This is a genomic window from Brevundimonas sp. SORGH_AS_0993 (assembly GCF_030818545.1).
In the GTDB taxonomy this organism is placed as follows: Bacteria; Pseudomonadota; Alphaproteobacteria; order Caulobacterales; family Caulobacteraceae; genus Brevundimonas.
In genome coordinates this window covers 932,860-957,363 of the sequence record NZ_JAUTAH010000001.1, presented here as the reverse complement: position 1 = coordinate 957,363, position 24,504 = coordinate 932,860, and the positions used below count along the sequence as shown (strand labels likewise).

Below are 24,504 nucleotides of genomic sequence, written 5' to 3'. Positions count from 1 at the left end.
GTATAGAAGGCCGCGAATGACACGGTTTCTTCTTGTCGCCGCCGGCGGGGCCCTGGGGTCGATGGCGCGTTATGGCCTGGGGCTGGCGGCCGGCCGGCTTCAGCCCAACGCCGTGTGGCCGGTGGGCACCTTTGCGGCCAATGTGATCGGCGGCCTGTTGATGGGCCTGCTGGTGGGCTGGCTGGCGTTTCGGGGCGGGGCCCAGCAGGAGATGGTGCGCCTGTTCGCGGCGGTGGGCGTACTGGGGGGCTTTACGACCTTTTCGTCCTATTCGCTGGAAGCCGTGCAGATGATCGAGCGGCGTCAGCTGGGCCTCGCGGCCGCCTATGTGATCGGCTCGGTGGTCCTGGCCATCGGCGCCCTGTTCGTCGGCCTGATGATCGCCCGCCGCGCACTGGGAGTTTCCGTTTGACCGACCAGCCGCCCGCAGCCGACGCCCCCAAGCGCGAAGTCCTGACGCTTTATGTCGCCGAGGACGAGGACGGCATCCGCCTGGATCGCTGGTTCCGCAGGCGCTGGCCGCACCTGTCCAACATCCAGGTGCAGAAGATGGCCCGCAGCGGCCAGATCCGCGTCGACGGCGCCCGCATCAAGCCAGAAGGCCGCCTGACCGCCGGGGCCGCCGTGCGCGTGCCCCCGATCCCCGACGACACCTCGCGCCAGGCAGGTGACGCCCATGTGCTGTCGGAACGGGACATCGCCTTCGCCAAGTCGCTGGTCCTCTATGAGGACGACATGGTCATCGCCCTGAACAAGCCGCACGGTCTGGCGGTGCAGGGCGGCACCAAGACCAGTCGGCACGTGGACCGTCTGCTGTCGGCCTGGGGCGAGGGAATGGATCGCCCGCGTCTGGTTCACCGGCTGGACCGCGACACCTCCGGCGTCCTGCTGCTGGGCAAGGGGCCGGAGGCGGCCAAGCGGCTGGCGGGCGCCTTCGCGCGGCGTCAGGCCAAGAAGACCTATTGGGCCATCGTGATCGGCAACCCGAAACCCTATTCGGGCCAGATCGACATGCCGCTGAAGAAGACGGGCATCAACGACTTCGAGATGATGCGTCCGGCCGAGCGCAAGGACCCGCGCGCCGAACCGGCCGAGACGGCGTTTTCGACCATCAGCCGCGCCTCGCACCGGGCGGCGTGGATGGCGCTGCGCCCCTTCACCGGGCGGACGCACCAGCTTCGCGCCCATATGGCGGGGATCGGCCATCCGATCCTGGGCGATCCCAAATACGGCGATGAGAAATCCAGGGAGCTGTCCGGCCCGCTGAAGCTGCAGCTCCATGCCCGCAGCATCGAACTGGATCACCCGCGCGGCGGCGTTCTGAAGGTCACGGCGCCCCTGAGCCCCGAAATGAAGGCCGGCTTCGCCCACTTCGGCTTCACCGAAGACGAGGCCGAGGACGATCCTTTCCTGGGCGTGAAGAGGGTGCGGTGAATCCGGCCGCTTTGGTCGAACAAGCCAAGGGCCTTGCCAACGCCGGGCGACTGGACGACGCCTTGACCCTGCTGACCCCGCTCGCGGGGCGCCAGGACGCGCCGTGGCAAGCGCTGTCGGTCCAGGCCGACCTGTTGAAGCGGGCGGGGCGATTGGAAGACAGTGCGGCGACATCGCGCCGTTTGGTGGCCGTGCGGCCCCAGAGCGTGCCGGCGCGGCACAATCTGGCCTCCACCTTGGGCGATTTGGGCCGAGCGGTGGACGCCGAGACCGTTTGCCGCGAGACCATAGCCATCGGCGGTGACGCGCCGGAAACCTGGCTGGTGCTGGCCAGGGCCTTGCAGTCCCAAAGCCGGTTCGCGGCGGCCGAGGAGGCCTACCGCCAGGCCCTGTCCCGTCGCCCCGGTTATGTCGAGGTTCTGCGAGATCTGACCCAGCTGATCTGGATGCGCGATGCCGACATCGCGGCCGCCAGCGCGCCGTTGGACGCCGCCATCGCAGCGGCGCCGGGCGATTCGGGGCTGCGGCGGATCAAGGCGCGGCTCTTGGAATATGCGGGCGACGCCGACGACGCGTATCGCACCTTGACCACCGGGTCGCTGGATGGGCCGGGCGAGTTGGCGGCGGCGCAGGTCTGTCTGACGCTGGACCCGCGACGGGCGTTGGATCATGCGAACCGGGCGGCGACTCTGGCGGGGCAGGGCGTGCCGGCTGTAATGGTGACGCAGGCGGAATGTCTGCTGGCGCTCGGGCGGGCCGAGGAGGCGCTCGGCCCCATTACGGTGCTGAGAGCCCGTGAGCCCTTGAATCAGCACGTCCTGGCGCATCAGGCGACGGCGTGGCGGATGTTGGGCGACTCGCGTTATGAGCGGCTTTACGACTACGACGCCTTCGTGCGGCCTTATCGGCTGGAGACGCCGCCGGGGTGGGCGACGCTGGATGCCTATCTGGTCGATCTGGCGGCGGCGCTGAACGGGTTGCACACGCTGAACACCCATCCGGTGGGTCAGTCGTTGCGTGGCGGATCGCAGACGACGGCGTCCCTGGCGCAGAGTGACGATCCGGCGATACGCGCCTTCTTCATCGCCATCGACGCTCCGATCCGCGCCTATATGACGGCGCTGGGCCAGGGAGACGATCCGCTGCGGGCGCGCAATACAGGGCGATACCGCATCAAGGGCAGTTGGTCCGTGCGGCTGCGGCCCCACGGATTTCACGCCGACCATATCCATTCTGATGGCTGGCTGTCGTCGGCCTGCCATATCGAATTGCCGGCCGCGGTTAGGGGGCAAGGGCGCGAGGGCTGGTTGCGGTTCGGGGCGTCGCCAGGCCTGCTTCAGCTTGAAGCCCAGCATCATGTGCAGCCGCAGCCGGGGACGCTGGTGCTGTTCCCCTCCTATATGTGGCACGGCACACAGCCGTTCGGCGGCGAGGCGTCGCGCCTGACGCTGGCGTTCGATGTCGTGCCGGATTGATCTTCGACGGAGTTTTCATGACCGACCAGCCCGCCTCGCACCGTCCGCGTTTCGTGGAGCTTTCGCCGGATCGTATCGCCCGTTTCTGGAAAGAGGCGGCGGTCGGTCCGCACCCTGACGGCGGCTGGGCCGTGCTGCTGGATGGGCGGACGCCGAAGACGCCGGACAAGGCGCCGCTGGTGCTGCCGACCGAGGCGGCGGCGCGGATGGCGGCGGAGGAGTGGGCGGCGCAAGAGCAGTTTCTCGATCCGTCGACCATGCCGGCGACGCGGCTGGCCTCGACCGCCATCGACCGGATCGGCGGGGCGCGCGAGGCGGTGGCCGACGAGATCGCCGCCTATGCCGGGTCGGACGTGGTCTGTTATCTGGCCGAGCATCCGACCGCCCTGGTCGAGCGGCAGGCCCGCGAATGGGGGCCGTGGCGCGACTGGGCCGCGCGCGAGATGGGGGTGGCGCTGGCGCCGACCCGTGGCATCGTTCACCAGCCCCAGTCGCCCGAAGCCATCGCCCGGGTGAAGGCCCATGCCCTGACGCTGGATGACTTTCGCCTGACCGGCCTGGCGACGGCCGTACCGCTGCTGGGGTCGGCGGTGCTGGCGCTGGCGGTCGAACGCGGCGCGCTGGGCGGCGGCGAGGCGTTCGACCTGTCGCGGATCGACGAGGCGTTCCAGGAGGATCAGTGGGGCGTGGACGCCGAGGCCGAGGAGCGCACCCAGGCGCGTCGGGCCGAGGCAGAACTGCTGGATCGGTGGTTCAGGGCGCTTGATTAGGGCCAAACGACATTCAGCCGGATAACGTCATTCCGGAGCGTCCAAAGGACGAACCCGCAACCCAGGGCCGCAGGTGCGCGGCTATGTGCAGGTGGAGATTGAAGCGCGCCTCCTGGGTTTCGGGTTCTTCGCTCCGCTCAGCCTCGGAATGAGGAAACGCGACGACTATCCAAGAAAGTCGATTGAACTAGGCGTCAGGCAGAGGCCGTAGAAGCGGCGATAAGCGCGTCGCGTTCCCGGTCGGTCAGGTGACGCCAGCGGCCCTCGGGCAGGTCGCTCAACAGCAGGGGGCCGATACGGATGCGGTGAAGATCCACGACCTCCAGAGCGACCAGTTCGCACATCCGCCGGATCTGGCGGTATTTGCCCTCGGTAAGGATGAAGCGAAGCTGCTGGGGCGCGATCTGGGTGACGCGCGCGGGTTTCAGCGGCTTGTCGTTCAGCGACAGCCCGTGACGCAGGCGGCTCAGCTTGGCCTCCGTCACCGCGCCTTCGACGACGACGACATACTCCTTGTCCAGTTCGGACTGGGGGCCGATCACGGCCTTGGCGACCACGCCGTCCGAGGACAGCAGCAAGAGGCCGCGCGAATCCTCGTCCAGGCGGCCGATGGGGGGCAGGGAGGCGTCTCGGGCGGGCGTTTCACCGTCTCCGACCTGGTTGGCGGATTTCAGGAGGCGGACGGCGGGAACCTTACCCGGCTCTGGCTGGCCTGAAACATAGCCGACCGGCTTGTGAAGAACGATGGTCACGCCCGACGCAAGCGCCGCCTGGGCCGTGTCGTTCAGGGTCAGGGTCTGGCCCGGCTCGATCTTTCGGCCCGCGTCGCGCACGACCGCGCCGTCGATGGAGACCAGGCCGTCGGCGATCAGCTCTTCGGCCTCGCGGCGCGAACAAACGCCCGTCTGGCCCAGCCATTTGTTGATGCGAACGGGCGCGTCGCCGTCATAGGTGCGGGTGAAGGGCATGGCGGCTGTCTAGGGCGGGCGTGGACCCGGAGCAAGGCGGGCTCAGGCTTCGCGGCGGAACAGCAGCATAAGATTGTTGGCCGGCATGGCGACGCGCCGCGTCAGGATCAGGCCGTGGGTGCGGGCCAGGGTCGTGACGGCGTCGCGGTCGCGCAGTCCCCAGGCGGGGTCGCGGTCCTTCAGGCTGGCGCCGAAGGCGGCGTTTGACGGGGCCAGAGGCTGGTCCGCTTCAAGGAACGGGCCGTAGAGCGCCAGAAGACCGCCAGGGTGGCGCAGGGTTCGGCCCGCCAGACGCATCAGACCCTCGGTCGCGGCCCAGGGACTGATGTGGATCATGTTGGCGCAGAAGACGGCGTCGAAGCGAGGGTCGGGCCAGGTCGCCTCATCCGTTGCGTCCAGCACCAGCGGCGGCCGAAGATTGGGCGATCCGGCGTGTCGGGTCCAGGCGGCGATGCTGGCGCGGGCCTCGGCGCTGGGGTCGCTGGGCGTCCAGTCGACGTCAGGCAGGGCCGCGGCGAAGGCGACGGCGTGCTGGCCCGATCCGGCGGCGATCTCCAGCACCGCGCCGCGCGCCGGCAGATGGGCGCGCAGAACCTCCAGTATGGCTGCGCTGTTGCGCGCCGCAGCCGGCGAAGACAGGGCGCCGTCGGGCAGGGCGTCGAGGGAATCAAGGGTCTGCATAGGCTGTGTTTCTAGCGGGCGATGCGAACACAGGCACTCGCAATCTTTTGCCGCATCGTCCCGTGGGCGCGGCGCCGTCATGCGCGGTTTGACGCGCCGCAAGGACAGGCGCATGACCGGCTGTAACATTGCGTGATCGTTTTGTCGGGCCACGGCGGCGTCAGATCGGCGGGTCCTGTTTCGCTCAGGAGACGCCCTTGTCCATTTCCACCACGCCCGGATTGCGTCCGGCGCCCACCGCCCATGCCGGATTGATCGAATGGGTCGAGCAGATCGCCGCCCTGACCCGTCCGGCCCGCGTCCACTGGTGCGACGGATCGGAGGCCGAGAAACAGGCCATCGTCGCCGATCTCTTGGCCAAGGGCACGCTGAAGGAATTGGACCAGACCAAGCGGCCCGGCTGCTATTATGCGGCGTCGGACCCGCGCGACGTGGCGCGGGTCGAAAGCCGGACCTTCATCTGTTCCGAGGACGAGGCGGACGCCGGACCGACCAACAACTGGGCCGATCCGATCGAGATGCGCGAGCGTCTGGCGGGGCTGTTCGACGGCTGCATGGCCGGCCGGACCATGTATGTCGCGCCCTTCTGCATGGGACCGCTGGGGTCCGAGATCAGCGCTCTGGGCGTCGAGATCACCGATAGCGGCTATGTCGCCCTGTCGATGGGGGTGATGACCCGGATGGGCAAGCCGGCGCTGGATCAGTTGGGCGACAGGGGCGTGTTCGTGCCGGCTGTCCACACCCTGGGCGCGCCGTTGGCTGACGGTCAGGCGGACGTGGCCTGGCCCTGCAACGACGACAAATGGATCGTGCATTTCCCCGAGACGCGCGAAATCTGGTCCTACGGCTCGGGCTATGGCGGCAACGCCCTGTTGGGCAAGAAATGCTACGCGCTGCGGATCGCCTCGGTCATGGCCAGGGACGAGGGCTGGCTGGCCGAGCATATGCTGATCCTGAAACTGACGGATCCGAAAGGCCGGGCCAAATATGTCGCCGCCGCCTTCCCGAGCGCCTGCGGCAAGACCAATCTGGCCATGTTGCAACCCAGCCTGCCGGGCTGGAAGGCGGAAACCATCGGCGACGACATCGCCTGGATGCGCTTTGGCGAGGACGGGCGGCTGTACGCCGTGAATCCGGAGGCGGGCTTCTTCGGCGTGGCGCCCGGCACCAGCCGCGACACAAATCACAATGCGCTGGAGACCCTGGCGACCAACACCATCTTCACCAACACCGCCCTGACCGCCGACGGGGACGTGTGGTGGGAGGGGATGACCAAGACCGCGCCCGAGGGTCTGACCAATTGGAAGGGCCAGCCGCACGATCCGGCGTCGGGCGAACCGGCGGCCCATGCGAACGCGCGTTTCGCCTCGCCCGCCCGCCAGTGCCCGGCCATCGCGCCGGAGTGGGAAGACCCGAAAGGCGTGCCCATCGACGCCATCCTGTTCGGCGGACGCCGGGCCAGCGCGGTGCCGCTGGTGACGGAAGCGTTCGACTGGGAGCATGGGGTCTTCATGGGCTCGACCGTGGCGTCGGAAGGCACGGCGGCGGCCGAGAACAAGGTCGGCGAACTGCGCCGCGACCCGTTCGCCATGCTGCCCTTCTGCGGCTACAACATGGGCGATTATTTCGCCCACTGGCTGAAGATGGGGCAGGGGCGCGACGCCGCGAAACTGCCGCGTATCTTCTTCGTCAACTGGTTCAGGAAAGATCGGGACGGGACGTTCGTCTGGCCCGGATTCGGCGACAACGTCCGCGTTCTGAAATGGATCGCCGAGCGGATCGACGGCGAGTCCGAAGCGGTGGACACGCCGGTCGGCCGTGTGCCGACGGCGTCGGCGCTGAATCTCGACGGGCTGGACCTGTCGGAGACGCAGTTGTCGATCCTGCTGGATGTGGACGACGCGGTCTGGCGCGAAGAGGCCGCGCTGATCCCGGAATTCTACGCTCGGTTCGGGGATCGTCTGCCCCGGGCGCTATGGGATCAGCACACGGCCCTGACCGAACGTCTGGACCGCCGCCGGGCCGCGGTCATCGCCGCCGAATAGGCGGACCCAGGCGTTTTCGACGTCTTGCAATCCGGGCGTCGCGGGTCGATCAGACGGTCCGTGACGTCTTCTCCTCCCATTATGATCGTCGGCGCCGGTGTGCTGGGGCTTTGCACCGCCTTCGCGCTGAAGCAGCGAGGCCATGCGGTGCGCCTGGTCGATCCGGGCAGGCCGAACGCCTCGGTCGTCGCGGCCGGCATGATCGCCCCGGCGATGGAATCGGCCATCGACGACCTGTCGCCGGATCAGGCGCGGCTGCTGAAGGACGGGCGTGATCTGTGGCCGGCCTTCGCCCGGGAATCCGGCATCGTTCTGATGCGACGACCGGCGGAATGGCGGGGCGGGGAGGCGGATCGGATCGGCGCGCGGCTGGCGGCCCTGGGGTTCGACCTGACGCGGGACGGCGACCGCGTGATCACGACGGACGACTGGCAGGTCGAACCGGGTCAGGCGATGGCGGCTCTAAAGGCGGCTCTGGGCGAGGCGTTGATCGCGGGTGAAGCCGCAGAGGTCGAGGCGGGGGCAGCAGGGGCCTGGCGGCTGAGGGTCGGCGAGCGATGGATCGCGGCGTCGGGCCTGGTCGTGGCGACGGGCGCGGCGCCGGCGTTCGAAGGACTGCCGCCGGCCACGCGCGCGCAGATCGACGCCATTCAGCCGATTCGGGGACAGATCGGGGTGGCGCGCGCGGCTCTGACCGACCAGGTGAAGCGCGGTCCCGGCGCCTATGTCGCGCCGATGGGCTCGGGGGCCGTGGTCGGGGCCACGATGGAGCCGGGACGGCGCGATACGGCGCCGGATACGCAAACCGGCCGGCGTCTGCTGGAGGCGGCCTGGCGGGTGCTGGGGCGGTCGCCGCAGCCGCTGGAGGTCGATTGGCGTGCGGGGGTGCGGGGCGCGACGGCCGACGGCCTGCCGCTGGCGGGTCCGGCGCCCGACGGCGAGCGGCTGTTCCTGGCCCTGGCGCCGCGTCGCAACGGTTGGCTGCTGGGACCGTTGGTCGGATCGGCGGTGGCGGACTGGATCGAGGGGCGGACGCCGTCGCCGGACGCCCGCGCCCTCGATCCCCGACGTTTCTAGCCCTCCATGGCGAAGCGGACGGTGAAGTTGACCGTCGCCCCGTCCACCGGGCGGCCGTCCACGGTGCGAGGGTTCATGCGGAAGTCGCGCGACAGGCTCTGCGCGGCTCGGCCGAAGCCTTGTCCGCTCGGCGTCTCGCCAGTGACGCGGCAGCCGGCCAGGCCGCCATCGACCCGCACGGTGCACGACAGGCTGGCCGAACCCGACACGCCGTTCTCGGCCGCCCGGATCGGATAGGCGCGCGCCATCTGCGCGGCCGAGGGGCGACTGGCCCAGGTCGGATTGTTGATGACCGAGACGGGCCGAGGCGGGGCCTCGATCGTCGCCTTGCCGCCCTCGACGCCGGCTGGCGCTGTGCTGACCACGACCTGGCCGGGCAGGGCGGTGACGACGCCGTCTTCCGGCGGCGCGACCGGCACGGTCGGCAGGGTGGTCGGCACGGTCAGGAGCGGTTTGTGAATGGGCGTCGGCGGCGCCGGGGTCACGGTGGACGGAAGCGGCTTCGGCTCGGGCCGCCGGAACATGGTCACATCGACGGGCGGGCCGTCCACGTGCGGCGCGTCCGGCGCGTTCAACTCGAACCTTTGATTATAGAGCGCCACGCCCGCGGCCACATGGGCCAGGGCGGAGACGCCGATGGCGGCCCACAGCCAGCGCGGGATGGGTTTGCGGCGTTCCCCGTAGTCGATGGGATTGACGGCGCCAGGGCCGCCGGCGGCACGGATCATCATGTCTGCACTTCCCTCGTTCACCGCCCCCCGGCAGCGCCCTGAACGGTAGTGAGCGCCCAGGTTGTGGCGGCTTTGCGGCGGCGTCTGCGAGCGTTCTTCCACAGCAAGTCGTTAATTTCTGCGTTAAGAATTAGGGATTGATTAACCACGTTCAGCGACCCTCGACCTGTCATGAGCGTGGGTCCGATTCCATCGTCAGGCGGGGTAGAGGCGGCCATCCGGCGCGCCTCGCACGCCGTGGGCGTCGATTTCGACTTCCTGATGAAGACGGCGCGCCGCGAAAGCGCGCTGAATCCGTCGGCCAAGGCGCCCACCTCGTCGGCGGCGGGCCTGTTCCAGTTCGTCGAACAGACTTGGCTGGGCACGGTCAAGAAGCATGGCGCCCAGCACGGCTATGGTCAGTACGCCGATCTGATCCGGCGCGGGTCCGACGGGCGCTGGCGCGTCGACGGTTCGGCGCGCAACGTGGTCCTGGATTTGCGCTTTGACCCCCAAGCGGCTTCGACCATGGCGGCGGAGTTGACGGCGTCGAACGCGGCCTATCTGCGGGGCCGGACGGGCAAGGAGCCGGGCGCCGGCGACCTGTACGCCGCCCACTTCCTGGGGCCGGCCGGCGCGGCCAATCTGATGGAGGCGATGGACCGCTATCCGGGCGCGAGCGCGGCGTCGCTTTTTCCCGAGGCGGCGCGGGCGAACCGGACCATCTTCTACCGCGAAGGACGGGCGGCCACGGTCGCGGAATTGCACGCCAATTTGCAACGCACGGCCGGGGAGGGCGCGCCGGCGTCCGGCGCCATCGACAGCCGGCTGTCGCCGCCGTCTCTCAGCGAACGGGATCAGATGCTGGCGGCCCGGCTAGATCGGTTGAAGCAGGATCAGGGCCTGCTGGCGCTGTTGCTGGGTCAGGACGGGTCCGGCGGCGGCTTCGGCGGCGTCTTTTCGCCCGATGGAAAAGAAACGACCTGACCCTTCGGGCGTCGATGGTAAACCGGGTGTTAAGCATGGCAGGCTCATCGTCAGGGTCACGTTCGATTCCCTGTTGAGCCGCTAATGACCGCCTATCGCGCCCGACTGACCGAAATGGATATCCGACGCCTGATCAAGGCGACGGACGAGGATGAGCGGGCCGAGGCGGCCTACAAGCTGTGCCGCAACATGGACCGGGCCGAACTGGACGAGGCCGAACGCGCCGCCGCTCAGAAGATCGTTCGCCTGCTGGCCCAGGACGCGGCCGAGATGGTGCGCCGGGCCATGGCTGTGACGCTCAAGGCGTCGCCCCTCATTCCCCACGACGTAGCGCGCAAGCTGGCGGGCGATCTGGACAGCATCGCCCTGCCGGTCATCCTTTCGTCGCCGGCGTTCAGCGACGACGACCTGATCGAGATCGTGCGCGCCGGATCGGCCGTGCGGCAGACGGCCGTGGCCAGCCGCGCCCGCGTGCCGCGCGACGTCGCAACTGTCCTGGCCAAGGAGGGCTGCGCGCCCGCGGTTCGCGCCCTGGCCGCCAACGACAACGCCGATCTGTCGGAAGAGGCGCTGGGCGTGGTGGTGGAGCGTTTCGCCGAGACGCCCGAGGTGTTAACCGCCGTCGCCTATCGCCAGGTTCTGCCGCTGCACGTCACCGAGCAATTGATCGCACTGGCCAGCGAGGCGGTGCGCGAGCATCTGATCAGCCGTCATGCCGTCGCGCCGGAAACGGCGATCCGTCTGGCCCAGCATGCGCGGGAACGGGCGACGGTGGACCTGGTCGACCAGGCGGCCGCCAGCGCCGATCTGTCGATGTTCATGGCGCAGTTGAACCAGCGCAAGGCGCTGACCGCCTCTCTGTTGCTGCGAGCCCTGGCCCGTGGGCATATGGCGCTGTTCGAGCACGGGCTGGCCGAACTGGCCCAGACGCCGCATCAGCGCGCCTGGCTGATGGTGCACGATGCGGGGCCCCTGGGGTTGAAGGCCATTTATGATCGTGCGGGCCTGCCGCCGCGTCTGTTCGCGGCTTTCCGCGCGGGCGTGGACACCTGGCGCGCCCTGACGGTCGAGGGCGGGGCGGCGTCGCCCGAGACGTTCCGCCAGCAGATGCTGGAACGGTTCCTGACCCAGCGCCCCAATGTTCAGCGCGACGATCTGGCCTATCTGATGGAACGGCTGGACCAGCCCAGTCACAGTTCGTTGGCGGCCGCCAACGCCGCCTGACGATGAAAAGACCCGCCGGATCGGCGGGTCTTGGTGCGTTGAGGCTGAATCCGTCAGCCGCGTCGATGTTCGGCGACACGAGCTTCCAGGGTTTCGGCCAGGGCGCGGCCTGTCGGATGTTCGTCCGTCTTGATCTGGTCGCGCACCACGGCGCGGATGGCGTCGATGTGGGCGTCCAGGATCACCACCGGCGCCGCCATGCGCGCCTCGACATCGTCCAGCAGGCGGCACAGCGAGCCGGCGATCCGGGTCACGAGGGGGTATTCGTAGGTTGTGCCCAGGCCCTTCAGGTCGTGAGCGCGAAAATACAGGGCCTCGGCGGTGGCGGGGGTGTAGCCCTGTTCGCGTATGTCGGCCTGTGCCTTGTCCAGCTTGACGATCTCGTCGGCCAGCCACTGGCTGAACTGGGCGGACATGGCCTTCAAAGCCTCTTCAGCCTTGGCGATGGCGTCGGCATTGATGCCGAGGCCGCCGCCGACCTTGGCGCGAAGCGTGTTCGGGGGACGGATGAATTGCGCCGGGTCGCTCATCGCGGGCTCCACTGAGTTTGCATCGACGATAAGGGTGCCGCTGTTAAGAAGCGGTGACTCGCTCAGTTGGCGAATTGCTCGGCCATCACGCGCTCGCCGAATGTTCGGCCGGCGTCGAACAGCATGGTCAGGGCGATGTCGCGGCGTTCGCGCACCTCGACGGCGGCGACGCGACGAACCTCGAAATTGTCGGCGGTCGCGGAAACGGGCCGTTTGTCGGGCTCCAGAACGTCGAAACGCACCCGCGCCTGATGGGACAGAAGCGCGCCGCGCCAGCGTCGTGGGCGGAAGGCGCTGATCGGCGTCAGGGCCAGGATATGGGCGTCGAGCGGAATGATCGGGCCATGGGCCGACAGATTGTAGGCCGTCGATCCGGCCGGCGTCGCCACCAAACAGCCGTCGCAGGACAGTTCGTCCAGCCGCATGCGGCCATCCACCGTGATCTTCAGCTTGGCGCTCTGGCGCGTCTGGCGCAGCAGGGAGACCTCGTTGATGGCCAGGCCGGTTTGCACCTCGCCGGTTTCGGTCCAGGCGTCCATCTGAAGCGGGTGGATGACGGTGCGTTCGGCCGTGGCGATGCGTTCCAGAAGGTCTTCCTCGTCGTAGTCGTTCATCAGGAAGCCGACCGAGCCGCGGTTCATTCCATAGACGGGCGTGCGGCGGCGCAGATTGGCGTGCAGGGTCTCCAGCATCTGGCCGTCCCCGCCCAAGGCCACGATGACGTCGGCGTCGGCCTCGGGCACGGCGCCGTACCGTGCGGCCAGGGCCGCGCGGGCGAACTGCGCTTCAGGACGGTCGCTGGCGACGAAGGCCAGGGCGGGGGCAGGGGCGGGGGACTGCTGGGACACGGGTGGACGTGAGCCGAGCTTGGCCTCGGAGTCAAACCTCTGCGGACTTTTCCATTATGTGAAGGAAGGCGCGCGCCGCCGCCGGCGGGTTCAGGGTGCTGGCGGTCCAGCCGCCGTCTCCCGGATAGCCGCCGGTCAGCTTGCGCAACTCCACCAGCAAGGACGGGAAAACCGCCCGATCCACGCCCACGGCGATACAGGCCAGATAGAGGGGTTCGGCCGTCGGCGCGCGCACAGCGGCATGGGTGTGGGCTTCGGTGAACCCGCCCAGGCCGGCCAGGGTCTGTTCGAACAGGGCCAGACGATGCTCGCGCAGGGCCCGGATCAGGAGACCGGGCCGCAGTTGGCCGGCGGTCTTCAGCTTCTCGACCAGGCGAGCCTCCATGTCGCGGCGGTCGCCGTCTTCGCGGGGCGATATGGGCACGGCGCGCCAACCGCCGCTGCGGACCGCCTGATCGCCGGCGTCCTTCACGGCGGTGTCCAGCAGGGCGTCGTCGATCTTGAACCGCTCGCCGATCGACTGGCGGAGAGCCTGGCCGACCCATTGATACAGTTCCCGCGCCAGGGCCTCGTTCAGACGGGGGTGGCGGGTCAGCGGCGCGCGCAACCCCGCCAGACGTCGAGACTGTTCGATCAAACGGGTCAAGGCCGCTTCGCTGATGTCGGCGGTGCGGTTGGAGGCCAGGGCCGTCATGGTGACGGACTCGCCCCGTTCGACGATGGCGTCGGCGACGCGCCGCGAGAGGCCAGGACGCCGCGCCACGGCGATCTGATGTTCCAGCGTGGCCTCGATCAGAAGCCGCATTAGATCGGCGTCCTGCAAGACCGGACTGGAGGTGATGACGGGGCGCGCGATCTCGATTTCGTCCAGCGCGAGCATATTGATCAGCGCGGGCGGCGCCCAGGCCGCTTCGGCCAGGCGCTCGGACAGGGTCAGGCGGATCTCGCGTTCGGCCTGGGCCGCCAAGGCCACGAAGATCTGGCCCAGCGCCGGAGCCGCCCGATTGCCTGCGGTCGATTCGCAAAGAGCCGCCACGCCCATCAGCAGGCGCTGGCGATCATCGGGGGATCGCTTGCGGGTGAGCTCGACGAGAACGGCAGTCGCGGAGTCAGCCTCGGGTTGGGCCTGTGGCCTCATCTGAACGACAGCGGACACGACGTCTCCTAAGGCGAGATCGAACATCTTCACCATGGGGACTGGGTGTAAATACGCAGTTAACCAAACCTGAATGGGCGTGGGAATGCCGCGGCTGCGGCGACGTCATGCCTTGACGGTGAAACGCCGAGGAGGGACGTTCGGGGCTAGAGCCCGTTAGAGGCAGGAGGAAATCTATGGCCGACGGAACAAGTCCCTCTTTGAAGTCCCGAGTGTCCGACGCCGAGTGGGCGGTGCGCGTCGAACTGGCGGCGCTCTATCGCTTGGTCGCGCTGCAGGGGTGGGACGACATGATCTTCACCCATATTTCGGCGCGTGTGCCGGGCCCGGACCATCATTTCCTGATCAACCCTTACGGCTTCTATTTCGACGAGATCACGGCCTCGTCCCTGGTGAAGGTCGATCTGGACGGAAACATCGTCCAGGAGACGACGAACTTCATCAATCCGGCGGGGTTCACCATCCATTCGGCGGTCCATGCGGCGCGTGACGACGCCAAGTTCGTCATTCACCTGCACACGGTGAACGGGGTGGGCGTGGCGGCTCAGAGGGATGGGTTGCTGCCCATCAGCCAGAACGCCTGTTTACTGCAGCACCAGGTTGCGTATCATGGGTATGAAGGGTTGGCCCTGAACCATGACGAACGCGAACGTCTGGTCGCCGACCTGGGGGACAAGCCGCTCATGCTGTTGAGAAATCACGGTACGCTGGCGGTCGGGGAGACGGCGGCGCAGGCATGGATCGGCATCTTTTTCCTGGAGCGGGCCTGCGCCCAACAGGTGGCGGCCCTGTCGGCCGGCGCGCCGAACGTGCTGATCGCGCCGGACGAGGCACAGGCGGAAACCAAGGAGCAGGGGCGGGGCATCGGCTTCATCTCGGCCCTGGCCTGGCCGGGCGCCCTGCGTCAGCTGGATCGGAAGTCGCCCGGCTACGACGCCTGACGGCGGCCGGCGCGGCGTTCGCCGTCGCCGCCTCCGCCGGCCCGGCCTGGGCGGGCGCCTGGACCCAGCCGAAGGGGCAGGGCCAGGTCATCGTCAAATATGAGACTCTGCGCGCCACGGAGGGGTTCGCCCCCCAGGGGGAACGCCGGCCCCTGCCGGCGGAACGGCGGGACTCGGCCCTGGGCCTGTTCGCCGAATACGGCGTCACGGATCGACTGAGCCTGCAGTTGAAGGCCGACTGGCAGGACGGCGAAGACGCCTTCGTCGATTATCAGGGGCGAGGGCCGATAGAAGTCGGCGCCGTCTGGCGGGTCTGGCGCGACGATCGCGTCGCCGTCAGCCTGTACGGCGGCTACGCCAACGGCGGTCAGGGGCGGAACGCCGGCTATGCGGCGCCTGGTGTCGGCGAGCATGACTGGGAGGTGCGCGCCTCCGCCGGTCGAGATTTCAGCGAGGCGGGGCGACAACTGGGTCTGGGGCGGCCGTTCATGGAGGTTCAGGCGGCGCGGCGCTTTCGCGACGGCCTGCCGGACGAGACGCGGTTGGATGCGACGGTCGGCGCGCGTTTCAACGGAGACTGGATGGTGTTGGGCCAGGCCTTTGGCGGGGCGGCGGACGGCGGCGCGCGCTGGCTGTCGGTGGAGACCTCGCTTGTTCGCGACTTCGGGGCCTGGAGCGCTCAGGCCGGGTGGCGACAAACCATCGCAGGCCGTGAAACGCCCGTCGCGGGGGGCGCGGTTTTGGCCGTGTGGCGACGTTTTTGAACGACGATTTTGAATCGGGCGGCGACGGACTATCCGTTTTCGCGCGTTGGAGGACGATAAGGTTGCGCGCGCGGCGTTAGGCGCTATGCGTGCGGCGTCCCCCTGATCGAGAGACTCCGCGTGATCAAACGCCACTTTTTCATCATCGCCGCCGGTGTTCTGTTGGCGCTGATGGTGTTAGCCGCCGTTCTGAAGATCGCGTTCAAGGACGAAAAGACAGCCGGCCCGCCCGGAGGCGGCCGTCGGGGCGGCCAGGAAGTGTCGCAGGTCGTAGTGGGCCAGCGCCAGTTCTCGGACCAGATTCGGGTGCTGGGTGTGGCACGCGGGCTCAAGTCAGTGAATATCACGTCCTCCACGACGGAACTGGTCACGCGGGTGCTGTTCTCGGACGGGCAGACCGTGACGGCCGGCGCGCCCCTGGTGGAGCTTCAGGCGCGCGAGGAAGACGCCGACATCATTCAGGCCCGCGCCAATGTCGCCCAGGCCCAGCGTGAATATGACCGCTACAAGACCCTGGCGGATCGCGGCGTGGCGCCGCGCGTGCTGTTGGAACAGGCCGAGACGACCCTGGAGACGGCGCGGGCGGGCCTGGAGGCGGCGCAGGCGCGACGCGGCGATCGCGTGATCCGCGCGCCCTTCAACGGCACCCTGGGTCTGACCACCATAACACCGGGCACCCTGATCAACCCCGGCGCGGTCATTGCGACCCTGGACGACGTCTCGTCGGTGCGCGTCGATTTTCCCCTGCCCGAGCGATACTTGAATGTGCTGAGGCCCGGCGCGCTGATCACGGCCACGGCCGACGCCTATGGGCAGGAGCCCTTTCAAGGCCGCATCGCCCGGATAGACACCCGGGTGAACGAGACGACCCGCGCGGCCACCGCCCGCGCCGAATTCCCCAACCCCGGGGGCCGCATCCGTCCCGGAATGCTGTTGCGCGTTGCGGTTCAGCAGGGGCAGCGCCAGGCGCCGGCCGTGCCCGAGGCCGCCGTCCAGTATGAAGGCGCGGGCGCCTTCGTCTATCGCATCGCGCCCGGCCAGAACGGCACGACCGCCCAGAGGGTCGAGGTCGAGACCGGCGCGGTGGAGAACGGCTTTGTCGAAATCCTGTCCGGGATCGAGGTGGGCGAACATATCGTGGGCTCGGGCCTGAACCGTATTCAGCCTGGCGCGCCGGTGACGGTGGCGGGCGCCAAGGGCGGTCGTCAGGGCCGTGCAGGTCCCGCCCAATGATGTTGTCCGATGTTTCGGTCCGGCGGCCGGTCTTTGCGGCCGTCGCGGCCATCGTGCTGTGCGTGATCGGCGCGGCCGCCTTCTTCTTCCTGCCGGTGCGCGAGTTGCCGGACGTCGATCCGCCCATCGTTTCGGTCAACACCACCTACGCCGGCGCCTCCGCCGAGGTGATCGAGAGCCGCATCACCGAGCCTATCGAGCAGCAGATCGCAGGCATCCAAGGCGTCGAGCGGATCAACTCGACCAGCCGGGACGGCCGGTCGAACGTGAACATTGAGTTCTCGCTGGACCGCAACATCGACGACGCCGCCAACGACGTGCGCGACCGGGTCAGCCGCGTAGTCGGCCGCCTGCCGGATCAGGCCGATCCGCCCGAGGTGGCCAAGGCCGATTCCGACAGCCAACCCATCATCATCGTCTTCCTGCGTTCGACCACGATGAACCGGCTGCAACTGACCGACTACGCCGATCGGTATCTGGTGGACCGGCTGGCGACCGTGCCGGGCGTGGCCCAGGTCAATATCTACGGCGAGCAGCGCTATTCCATGCGCATCTGGCTGGATCCGGCGGCCATGGCGGCGCGCGGCCTGACGGTCACGGACGTCGAGACGGCCTTGACCAACCAGAACGTCGAACTGCCCGCCGGCTCGCTGGAATCGACCGACAAGGATTATACGGTTCGGGTGGCGCGCACCTATGCGCGGCCGGAGGACTTCCGACAGCTGCCCATCGGCACGCGCGGCGCGGCTTCCACCGTCCAGACCGCAAGCACGGCGGCGTCGGCCGGAGGAACCGTCGGCGGCGCCTCGGCCATCATCCAGGGTCAGCCCAACTATGTGACGCGACTGGGCGACATCGCGCGCGTCGAGGAGGCGCCGGAGGAGGCGCGTCGCCTGTTCCGGGGCAACGGCCTGGATCAGATCGGCCTGGCGGTGACGCGCCAGGCCCAGTCGAACGACCTGGCCATCTCCGACGGCGTTCGCAAGATGATCGAAGAGATAAGGCCCAGCCTGCCGCCCGGCGTGACGCTGGAGATCGGATCGGACAATTCGGTCTTCACCTCCCACGCCATCGACGAGGTGTGGATCACCATCGGCATTTCCATGGCCCTGGTGGCCTTGGTGAACTTCATCTTCCTGGGCAGCCTGCGGGCGGCGCTGATCCCGTCCATCGTCGCGCCGATCTGCATCCTGGCGACCTTCATCGTCCTGGCGCCGCTGGGTTTTTCGCTGAATCTTCTGACGCTGCTGGCCCTGGTGCTGGCCATCGGCCTGGTGGTGGACGACGCCATCGTGGTGGTCGAGAACATCCAGCGCCGCCTGGACCATGGAGAGCCGCCCCTGGTCGCGGCCGAGCGTGGCGCACGCCAGGTCTTCTTCGCCGTCGTGGCGACGACCATCGTGCTGTTGTCGGTTTTCGCGCCCCTGTTGTTCCTGCCGGGCTATGTCGGGCGGCTGTTCGTGGAGTTGGCGGCCGCCATCGCCGCCGCCGTGGCCTTTTCGGCCTTCCTGGCGCTGAGCCTGTCGCCGATGCTGGCGTCCAAAATTTTGCGTCCGGCCGAGGGCGGCGGCTGGGTCGCGCGCCGGGTCGATTGGGCCATGGATCGGTTGAAGACCTCCTACGCCCGATCGCTGGACGTGCTGCTGGGGCGGCGCATCGCGGTGATCGGCGTCGGCGCCCTGATCGCCCTGGTCGCGGCGGGGGCGGGCGGCATCTTCATGCTGCTGCCCAACGAACTGGTGCCCGACGAGGATCGCGGCCGGGTCCAGATCCGCGTCGCCGGTCCGGAGGGCGCGGGCTACGACTACACCCGCAACATCATGATGGGGCTGGAGCCCCTGCTGGCCGAGTACAAGGCCAATGGGGAGGCGGACAGCTATCTGGTTTCCGCGCCCGGCTTCGGCGGGGGCAGCTACAACTCCGGCAATGCGGTCCTGACCCTGGCGGACTGGTCGAAGCGCGAGCGGTCGGCCGCCGAGATCGCCCAGGAGGTGAACGGCAAGCTGCGCAGCCAGACCGGCGCCCAGGTCAACGCCTCGACGCCCGGCGCCTTCCAGCGCGGCGGCGGCAATTCCAACTCGATCGAACTGATCGCCACGGGTACGGACTATCAGCAGATCTACAACTGGCTTCAGCCGCTGCTGGCGGCGGCCCAGGCCAATCCCGGCTTCTCGCGGCCGCGCCTGAACTATGAGCCGAACGCGCCCCGCCTGCTGGTCGATGTCGATCCGCAGAAGGCGGCGGCCCTGGGCGTCTCGTCCCAGTCCATCGGCCGCACGCTGGAGACCATGTTCGGTTCCCGCCGCGCCACCACCTACATCAAGGGCGGGCAGGAGTACGATGTCATCCTGCAGACGGATCGCCAGAACCGGCGCGAGGTGGCGGACCTGGAAGCCCTGTATGTCGCCACCGGCGCGGGCCAGCTGGTGCCGCTGTCTGCGGTCGTCACGACCAAGACCAGCGGCGATACGCCGGACCGGCGGCGTCTGGACCGCCAGCGGTCCATCTCGCTGCAGGCCGACCTGAACCCCGGCACGACCATCGACGACGCAGTGCAGTTTCTGCGGGCCGAGGCGGCGAAACAGCCCCAGGGCGGCGTGATCGTCCAGTGGGGCGGCGCCGCGCGCGACCAGCAGGAGGCGGGCGGGGCGGTGTTCGCCGCCTTCGGCCTGGCGTTGCTCCTGGTCTTCCTGGTGCTGGCGGCCCAGTTCGAAAGCTGGATCACCCCCGCCGTCATCATGCTGACCGTGCCGCTGGCGGCGGCCGGGGGGCTGTTCGGCCTGCTGATGGCCGGGTCCAGCCTGAACATCTACAGCCAGATCGGCCTGATCATCCTGATCGGGGTGGCGGCCAAGAACGGCATTCTGATCGTGGAGTTCGCCAACCAGCTGCGCGACCAGGGCCGGTCGATCCGGGAGGCGATCATCGAGTCGTCGTCGCTGCGTCTGCGGCCCATCATCATGACCTCCATCGCCACGGCCTTCGGCGCCTTGCCCCTGGTGCTATGGCATGGGGCGGGGGCGGGCAGCCGTCAGACGATCGGGGTGGTCATCTTCACCGGCGCCATCTTCGCCACCGTCCTGACCCTGTTCGTGGTGCCGGTGATCTATGGCGTTCTGGCGCGCTTCACCAAGTCGCCGGAATGGACCGCCCGCAAGATCGAGGAATGGGAAGCCCAGGAAATCCGCGAGGGCGGCGAAAAGCCGATCTCGGAAGCCTGACGGATCAGGAGGCGGGCTGGGCCAGGTCCTTGGCCGGCGTCGGGACCGGGGGCTGATAGCCGGTCTCCACCTTCAGGAAGGCGATGACGTCGCGGCGATCCTTGGCGTCCGGCAGGCCGGGGAAGGTCATCTTGTTGCCCGGCAGGAAGGTGCGCGGGCTTTGCAGCCAGTGATCCAGCCGCTCGGCGTCCCACACGAAGTCGGCGGTCCTGAGGGCGTTGGAATAGTTGTAGCGCGGCCGATCGCCCGCCTTTCGCCCGAACACGCCATGCAGGTTCGGCCCGGCCATGTCCGCGCCACCCTCGCCGACGGTGTGGCACGACCGGCAGCGCGCGAAGGCGCGGCGTCCGTTGTTCAGATCGCCGGCGTTGTAGGGGGCCGGCAGGGCGGCCAGCAGGCTGGCCTTTTCTGTGTCGGTCAGCACGCGCGCGGGCTTGGCCGGCGCCGTGGGAGACGGCGCGTCCTGACCACAGGCCGAAAGGGCCACGATCGGGGCCAGAAGAAGCGGGGCGGCGAGGGCGAAGCGGGACATGAAGGGCTCCTGTTCGGCGTCTGATAGCGCAATGCGACCGCGCGGCAATTGGTCAAGCTGTCCCGCTGGACGCGGGGGGCGCGCACCTGATAATCACTGTCAATGAAACGCGGAGCCGCCGGGGAGCGGCCTCGCCCGTGCGAGCGTAGACTTTGACCGACACCATAAAGCTGAGCCAGGCCCGACGCGGCGATCGCGGCGTCATCGTCCAGGTGGGCGCCCACTGTCATCACCAAGGCGAGGCCGTGGAGCTGGAGCGTCGTCTGCTGGAGCTGGGTTTCGTCGAAGGCGCCCAGGTCGAACTGCTGCACGAAGGATTGTTCGGGCGCGATCCCATCGCCCTGAAGGTGGACGATATGCGCGTGGCCCTGCGTCGCCACGAAGCCGCCAGCCTGACGATCAGGCTGGACGCCGACGAGCGGGGCGTCGCCTGATGGATGTTGTTCTGAAAGCCGCCCGCGTCGCCCTGGTCGGCAATCCGAACAGCGGCAAGACCGCCCTGTTCAACGCCCTGACCGGCGCGCACCAGAAGGTCGCCAACTACGCCGGCGTGACGGTGGAGCGGAAGGAAGGGCTGATCCGCAGCGCCCCGGGCCGCACGATGTCGGTGCTGGACCTGCCCGGCACCTATTCCCTGCGCGCGCGCAGCCCGGACGAGGAGGTGACGCGCGACGCCGTGCTGGGTCGGCTGGCCGGAGAGACGCCGCCGGACGTGGTGGTCTGCGTCGCCGACGCCACCAATCTGCGGCTGGTGCTGCGGTTGATCCTGGAGCTGAAGGCTGTGGGGCGGCCGATGGTTCTGGCGCTGAATATGTACGACATCGCCCAGCGTCAGGGTCTGCGGATCGATCTGGAGCGGCTGCGCGCCGAACTGGGCGTGCCGATCATCACCACGGTCGCCACGCGCAAGCGCGGGATCGACGAGCTGATCGCCGCTGTCGAGACCCAGGCCGACGCCGCCGCGCTGGGTGAAAACCGCTGGCATACGCCCGACGCCGCCGAACTGCGAAGCGCCGCGCGCGAGGCCGAGCGGATCATGAGGGCCTGCGTCCGGCCGCCAGAACGGCCCGACACCCTGACCGGCAAGATCGATTCCGTCCTGCTGCACCCGGTCGGCGGTCTGCTGATCCTGCTGGCGCTGCTGTTCGTCATGTTCCAGGCCGTCTTCACCTGGGCCAAGCCGCTGATGGACGGTATCGAGGGGGGCATCGCCTGGCTGGGCGCATTCGTCGCCACGGTCTTGCCTGACGGCTTGCTGCGAAGCCTGATCGTGGACGGGGTCATATCCGGGGTCGGCAGCGTGCTGGTCTTCCTGCCGCAGATTTTGATCCTGTTCCTGTTCATCATCGCCCTGGAAGACTTCGGCTACATGGCCCGCGCGGCCTTCCTGATGGACAGGATCATGGGCGGGGCGGGGCTGCACGGCCGCGCCTTCATTCCCCTGTTGTCCAGCTTCGCCTGCGCCATCCCCGGCGTGATGGCGGCCCGGGTGATCGATTCCAAGCGCGACCGCATGACCACCATTCTGGTCGCGCCGTTGATGACCTGCTCGGCGCGTATCCCGGTCTATACGCTGATCATTGCGGCCTTCATTCCGAACGAGCGAGTGTGGGGCTTCGCCAATCTGCAGGGGCTGGTGATGTTCGGCCTCTACGCCGCCGGCATTCTGTCCGCCCTGGCCGTGTCGCTGGTGATCCGCAAGGTGTTCTGGCGCGGCGCGGTGGAGCCTTTCATGATGGAGCTTCCGACCTACAAGGTTCCCGATCCCAAGAGCGTCGGCTTCAACCTGTGGCTCCGGGCCAAGATCTTCCTGAACCGGGCGGGGCGAATCATCCTGCCCGCCGTGGTCATCCTGTGGGTGTTGGCGACCTTCCCCTATCCGCCCCAGAACGCGACCCTGCCGGCCATCGACTATTCGTTCGCGGGCATGATCGGGCGGGCGCTTGAGCCGATCTTCGCCCCCATCGGCTTCAACTGGCAGATGGTGATCGCCCTGATCCCCGGCATGGCGGCGCGCGAGGTCGCCGTGGCGGCCCTGGGCACCACTTACGCCATTGCGGATGCGGAAAATGCGACGGGCCTTCTGGCCTCGACATTGGCCCAGCACTGGTCGTTGGCGACGGCCCTGTCCTTCCTGGCCTGGTACATCTTCGCGCCCCAGTGCGTGGCGACCCTGGGCGTGGTGCGGCGCGAGACCAACTCGTTGCGTTGGACCTGGACCATGATCGGCTACATGTTCGGCTTGGCCTATCTGGCGTCCTTCGTGACCTATCATATAGCCGTGGCGCTGGGCGGAGGCTAAGCCAGACGTCCTCGCGGCTGGCCTGGACGTCCTTGATGAACTCCCTGATCAATTCGGTCGCCCTGGGCGGACTGGGCCTGATCGTCGGGAGCTTCCTGGCGGCCCTCAGCGTGCGACTGCCTCTGGACGAAGACATCGTGTCGGCGCCGTCGCGTTGTCGGGGATGCGAACGCCGCCTGCGCCCGTGGGAACGGGTTCCGGTTTTCAGTTGGCTGGTCTTGCGGGGGCGATGCGCCCGCTGCGGAACGCGGGTCTCGCCCCGTTATCCGTTGATCGAGTTCGGCGCCGCTGCGATCGGGGTCTGGGCGGCGGTTTGGGGGGCTTGGGCGGGCGTCTCCATCTTCCTCATGGCCGCGACCGCTCTGTTGGGCTGGCAACTGTTGCTCATCGCCCTTTTGGACGGCGAGCATTTCTGGCTGCCGGACCGTCTGACCCTGCCGCTGATCGGAACGGGCTTGGCGGTCGCTCTCGCTCAGGGATGGACCGTCGCCTTGTCGAATCTGGTCGGAGCGGTTGCGGGGTTCGCGGGGCTTTGGCTGGTAGGCTGGCTGTACCGGGCGGCGCGCAAGCGTCAGGGGCTGGGTGGCGGCGATCCGATCCTGTTCGCCGGAGCAGGGGCCTGGGTCGGCTGGATCGGCCTGCCCAGCGTGCTGCTGTGGGCCTGCGCGGCGGCGCTCGGCCTGGTGTTCGGCCTGCTGGCGGTGCGCCGGTCGATCCAGGCGACGACGAAACTGCCGTTCGGGGTTTTCCTGGCCGTCGGCGTCTGGCTGACCTGGCTGTATGGCCCGCTGGCGCTTTAGCGTCCGGTCGTCAGCTTCACGATGATGATGGCGGCGGTGTCCAGGATGGCTTCGGGCGTGTCGGCGCGTCGCAGAAGGTCAAAGCTGGCGGCCGTCGATTCGGCGATGGAGGCGATCTGGTAGGACGCCAATCGCGGATTGTAATCCTTGGGATGCAGGCCGGTGGCGTGGGCCTGGGCGACGCGCCGTTCGATGGCCAGGTGCAGACGGCGCAGGCGGCGCACGCGGCTTTCGACAAAGGCGGCCTCGCCGTTGTCGGCCAGCATATGCTCGACCCGCAGGACCTGGCCGTGGTCACGCCAGATGGACATGACGTCCAGGATGAAGGCGCGCGCGACTCCAAAGGCCCGGTCGCCGGGCCAGTCGGCCTGAAAATGAGCGGCCAGGGGTTGGAAGTCCTCGGCGGCGCCTTCGCACAACGCCAGGACCGGCTCCTCCACCGTCTTGAAGTAGGTATAGAAGTTCGAAGGCGAGACGCCGGCTGCGGAGGCCAGGTCCGACACGCGGATGTCGCCGTAGTTGCGGGTGTTCAGCAGGCCGCGCGTGGCGTCCAGTATGGCCTGGCGGGTGCGGCCGCCTCGCGCGCCGATCCGGTGTCCCAGCTTGTTGGTGCTTTTGACCATGACCCTCGTTCGCCGTCTGGCGGGACGGCGAGAACGGATGCGTTCGGCGCCATTCAGACCGATCGGTCGCCCGGATCGCTCGGCCGAAACCCTAGCGAAAGGGGGGCGGATTGGGAAGCTGGGGCGTTTCCCGTCCTTCGTTTCCGCTTTGTGACAATATGTGGAGACCGTGTGTAGATTAAC

General features: G+C 68.4%; 23 protein-coding genes. 15 read left to right on the top strand and 8 right to left on the bottom strand.

Annotated features, from left to right (window positions below; all coding sequences use genetic code 11):
• The first annotated feature begins 16 nt into the window (after positions 1–16).
• The 4 genes from crcB to QE389_RS04715 are packed head-to-tail and all read left to right on the top strand — an operon-like array spanning position 17 to position 3,679.
• Entirely contained in the window at positions 17–412 is a 396-nt protein-coding gene (gene crcB / locus QE389_RS04730; protein ID WP_307364945.1) for a fluoride efflux transporter CrcB, read from the top strand.
• Positions 409–1,434 carry an RluA family pseudouridine synthase gene (locus tag QE389_RS04725; protein WP_307364943.1) on the top strand — a complete coding sequence of 342 codons (1,026 nt, stop codon included), beginning with the start codon at positions 409–411 and terminating at the stop codon, positions 1,432–1,434. Before crcB ends, QE389_RS04725 begins: the two co-directional genes overlap by 4 nt.
• Entirely contained in the window at positions 1,431–2,909 is a 1,479-nt protein-coding gene (locus QE389_RS04720; RefSeq protein WP_307364941.1) for a putative 2OG-Fe(II) oxygenase, read from the top strand. Before QE389_RS04725 ends, QE389_RS04720 begins: the two co-directional genes overlap by 4 nt.
• A 17-nt stretch (positions 2,910–2,926) precedes the next feature.
• The gene (locus QE389_RS04715; protein WP_307364939.1) at positions 2,927–3,679 is read left to right on the top strand and encodes an ATP12 family chaperone protein; all 753 of its coding nucleotides are present in this window, start codon (positions 2,927–2,929) and stop codon (positions 3,677–3,679) included.
• Between the two features lie 194 nt (positions 3,680–3,873).
• On the opposite strand, the gene QE389_RS04710 is transcribed toward QE389_RS04715, so the two are convergent.
• Both QE389_RS04710 and QE389_RS04705 read right to left on the bottom strand, forming a co-directional pair.
• Positions 3,874–4,647 carry a pseudouridine synthase gene (locus QE389_RS04710; protein WP_307364937.1) on the bottom strand — a complete coding sequence of 258 codons (774 nt, stop codon included), beginning with the start codon at positions 4,645–4,647 and terminating at the stop codon, positions 3,874–3,876.
• A gap of 42 nt (positions 4,648–4,689) precedes the next feature.
• Positions 4,690–5,328 (bottom strand): DUF938 domain-containing protein, encoded by a 639-nt coding sequence (locus QE389_RS04705; RefSeq protein WP_307364935.1) that lies wholly within the window; start codon positions 5,326–5,328, stop codon positions 4,690–4,692.
• A gap of 197 nt (positions 5,329–5,525) precedes the next feature.
• On the opposite strand from QE389_RS04705, the gene QE389_RS04700 reads away from it, so the two are divergent.
• Positions 5,526–7,373 (top strand): phosphoenolpyruvate carboxykinase (GTP), encoded by a 1,848-nt coding sequence (locus tag QE389_RS04700; RefSeq protein ID WP_307364932.1) that lies wholly within the window; start codon positions 5,526–5,528, stop codon positions 7,371–7,373.
• Between the two features lie 60 nt (positions 7,374–7,433).
• A complete protein-coding gene (locus QE389_RS04695; protein WP_307364930.1) occupies positions 7,434–8,450 on the top strand; it encodes an FAD-binding oxidoreductase in 1,017 nt (338 codons plus the stop codon).
• On the opposite strand, the gene QE389_RS04690 is transcribed toward QE389_RS04695, so the two are convergent.
• Positions 8,447–9,181: a TonB family protein gene (locus QE389_RS04690; RefSeq protein WP_307364928.1), complete on the bottom strand. Its 735-nt coding sequence runs from the start codon at positions 9,179–9,181 to the stop codon at positions 8,447–8,449. The genes QE389_RS04695 and QE389_RS04690 overlap by 4 nt on opposite strands.
• Positions 9,182–9,352: 171 nt before the next feature.
• On the opposite strand from QE389_RS04690, the gene QE389_RS04685 reads away from it, so the two are divergent.
• Positions 9,353–10,147: a transglycosylase SLT domain-containing protein gene (locus QE389_RS04685; RefSeq protein WP_307364926.1), complete on the top strand. Its 795-nt coding sequence runs from the start codon at positions 9,353–9,355 to the stop codon at positions 10,145–10,147.
• An 84-nt stretch (positions 10,148–10,231) separates the two neighbouring features.
• Positions 10,232–11,371, top strand: coding sequence for a DUF2336 domain-containing protein (locus QE389_RS04680; protein WP_307364925.1), 1,140 nt, complete (start codon positions 10,232–10,234; stop codon positions 11,369–11,371).
• 53 nt (positions 11,372–11,424) lie between these two features.
• Here QE389_RS04680 and QE389_RS04675 read toward each other — a convergent pair whose 3' ends face one another.
• The 3 genes from QE389_RS04675 to QE389_RS04665 form a co-directional block, all read right to left on the bottom strand.
• Positions 11,425–11,901 carry an Hpt domain-containing protein gene (locus tag QE389_RS04675; RefSeq protein WP_307364924.1) on the bottom strand — a complete coding sequence of 159 codons (477 nt, stop codon included), beginning with the start codon at positions 11,899–11,901 and terminating at the stop codon, positions 11,425–11,427.
• Positions 11,902–11,963: 62 nt separating this feature from the next.
• Positions 11,964–12,749, bottom strand: coding sequence for an NAD kinase (locus tag QE389_RS04670; RefSeq protein WP_307364923.1), 786 nt, complete (start codon positions 12,747–12,749; stop codon positions 11,964–11,966).
• 31 nt (positions 12,750–12,780) lie between these two features.
• Positions 12,781–13,905, bottom strand: coding sequence for a DUF2336 domain-containing protein (locus tag QE389_RS04665; protein ID WP_307364922.1), 1,125 nt, complete (start codon positions 13,903–13,905; stop codon positions 12,781–12,783).
• A gap of 176 nt (positions 13,906–14,081) precedes the next feature.
• Between QE389_RS04665 and QE389_RS04660 the strand changes: the two genes are divergently transcribed.
• From QE389_RS04660 to QE389_RS04645, 4 genes are all read left to right on the top strand, one after another.
• Positions 14,082–14,846 carry a class II aldolase/adducin family protein gene (locus QE389_RS04660; protein WP_307364921.1) on the top strand — a complete coding sequence of 255 codons (765 nt, stop codon included), beginning with the start codon at positions 14,082–14,084 and terminating at the stop codon, positions 14,844–14,846.
• A complete protein-coding gene (locus tag QE389_RS04655; RefSeq protein ID WP_307368921.1) occupies positions 14,792–15,610 on the top strand; it encodes an outer membrane beta-barrel protein in 819 nt (272 codons plus the stop codon). Before QE389_RS04660 ends, QE389_RS04655 begins: the two co-directional genes overlap by 55 nt.
• Positions 15,611–15,730: 120 nt before the next feature.
• Positions 15,731–16,843 carry an efflux RND transporter periplasmic adaptor subunit gene (locus QE389_RS04650; protein ID WP_307364919.1) on the top strand — a complete coding sequence of 371 codons (1,113 nt, stop codon included), beginning with the start codon at positions 15,731–15,733 and terminating at the stop codon, positions 16,841–16,843.
• On the top strand, positions 16,843–20,064 hold the full coding sequence (locus QE389_RS04645) for an efflux RND transporter permease subunit (RefSeq protein WP_307368918.1): 3,222 nt from the start codon (positions 16,843–16,845) through the stop codon (positions 20,062–20,064). The genes QE389_RS04650 and QE389_RS04645 overlap by 1 nt, the downstream gene beginning before the upstream one ends.
• Positions 20,065–20,068: 4 nt before the next feature.
• Here QE389_RS04645 and QE389_RS04640 read toward each other — a convergent pair whose 3' ends face one another.
• Complete coding sequence (locus QE389_RS04640; RefSeq protein ID WP_307364918.1) at positions 20,069–20,596, bottom strand: cytochrome c family protein; 528 nt, start codon at positions 20,594–20,596, stop codon at positions 20,069–20,071.
• Between the two features lie 152 nt (positions 20,597–20,748).
• Between QE389_RS04640 and QE389_RS04635 the strand changes: the two genes are divergently transcribed.
• The 3 genes from QE389_RS04635 to QE389_RS04625 are packed head-to-tail and all read left to right on the top strand — an operon-like array spanning position 20,749 to position 23,698.
• Complete coding sequence (locus QE389_RS04635; RefSeq protein ID WP_307364917.1) at positions 20,749–21,030, top strand: FeoA domain-containing protein; 282 nt, start codon at positions 20,749–20,751, stop codon at positions 21,028–21,030.
• Positions 21,030–22,898, top strand: coding sequence for a ferrous iron transporter B (locus QE389_RS04630; RefSeq protein ID WP_307364916.1), 1,869 nt, complete (start codon positions 21,030–21,032; stop codon positions 22,896–22,898). The genes QE389_RS04635 and QE389_RS04630 overlap by 1 nt, the downstream gene beginning before the upstream one ends.
• Positions 22,899–22,933: 35 nt before the next feature.
• Positions 22,934–23,698: an A24 family peptidase gene (locus tag QE389_RS04625; protein ID WP_307364915.1), complete on the top strand. Its 765-nt coding sequence runs from the start codon at positions 22,934–22,936 to the stop codon at positions 23,696–23,698.
• On the opposite strand, the gene QE389_RS04620 is transcribed toward QE389_RS04625, so the two are convergent.
• Positions 23,695–24,321, bottom strand: a complete 627-nt coding sequence (locus QE389_RS04620) for a TetR/AcrR family transcriptional regulator (protein WP_307364914.1) — start codon at positions 24,319–24,321, stop codon at positions 23,695–23,697. The genes QE389_RS04625 and QE389_RS04620 overlap by 4 nt on opposite strands.
• Positions 24,322–24,504: the final 183 nt, after the last annotated feature.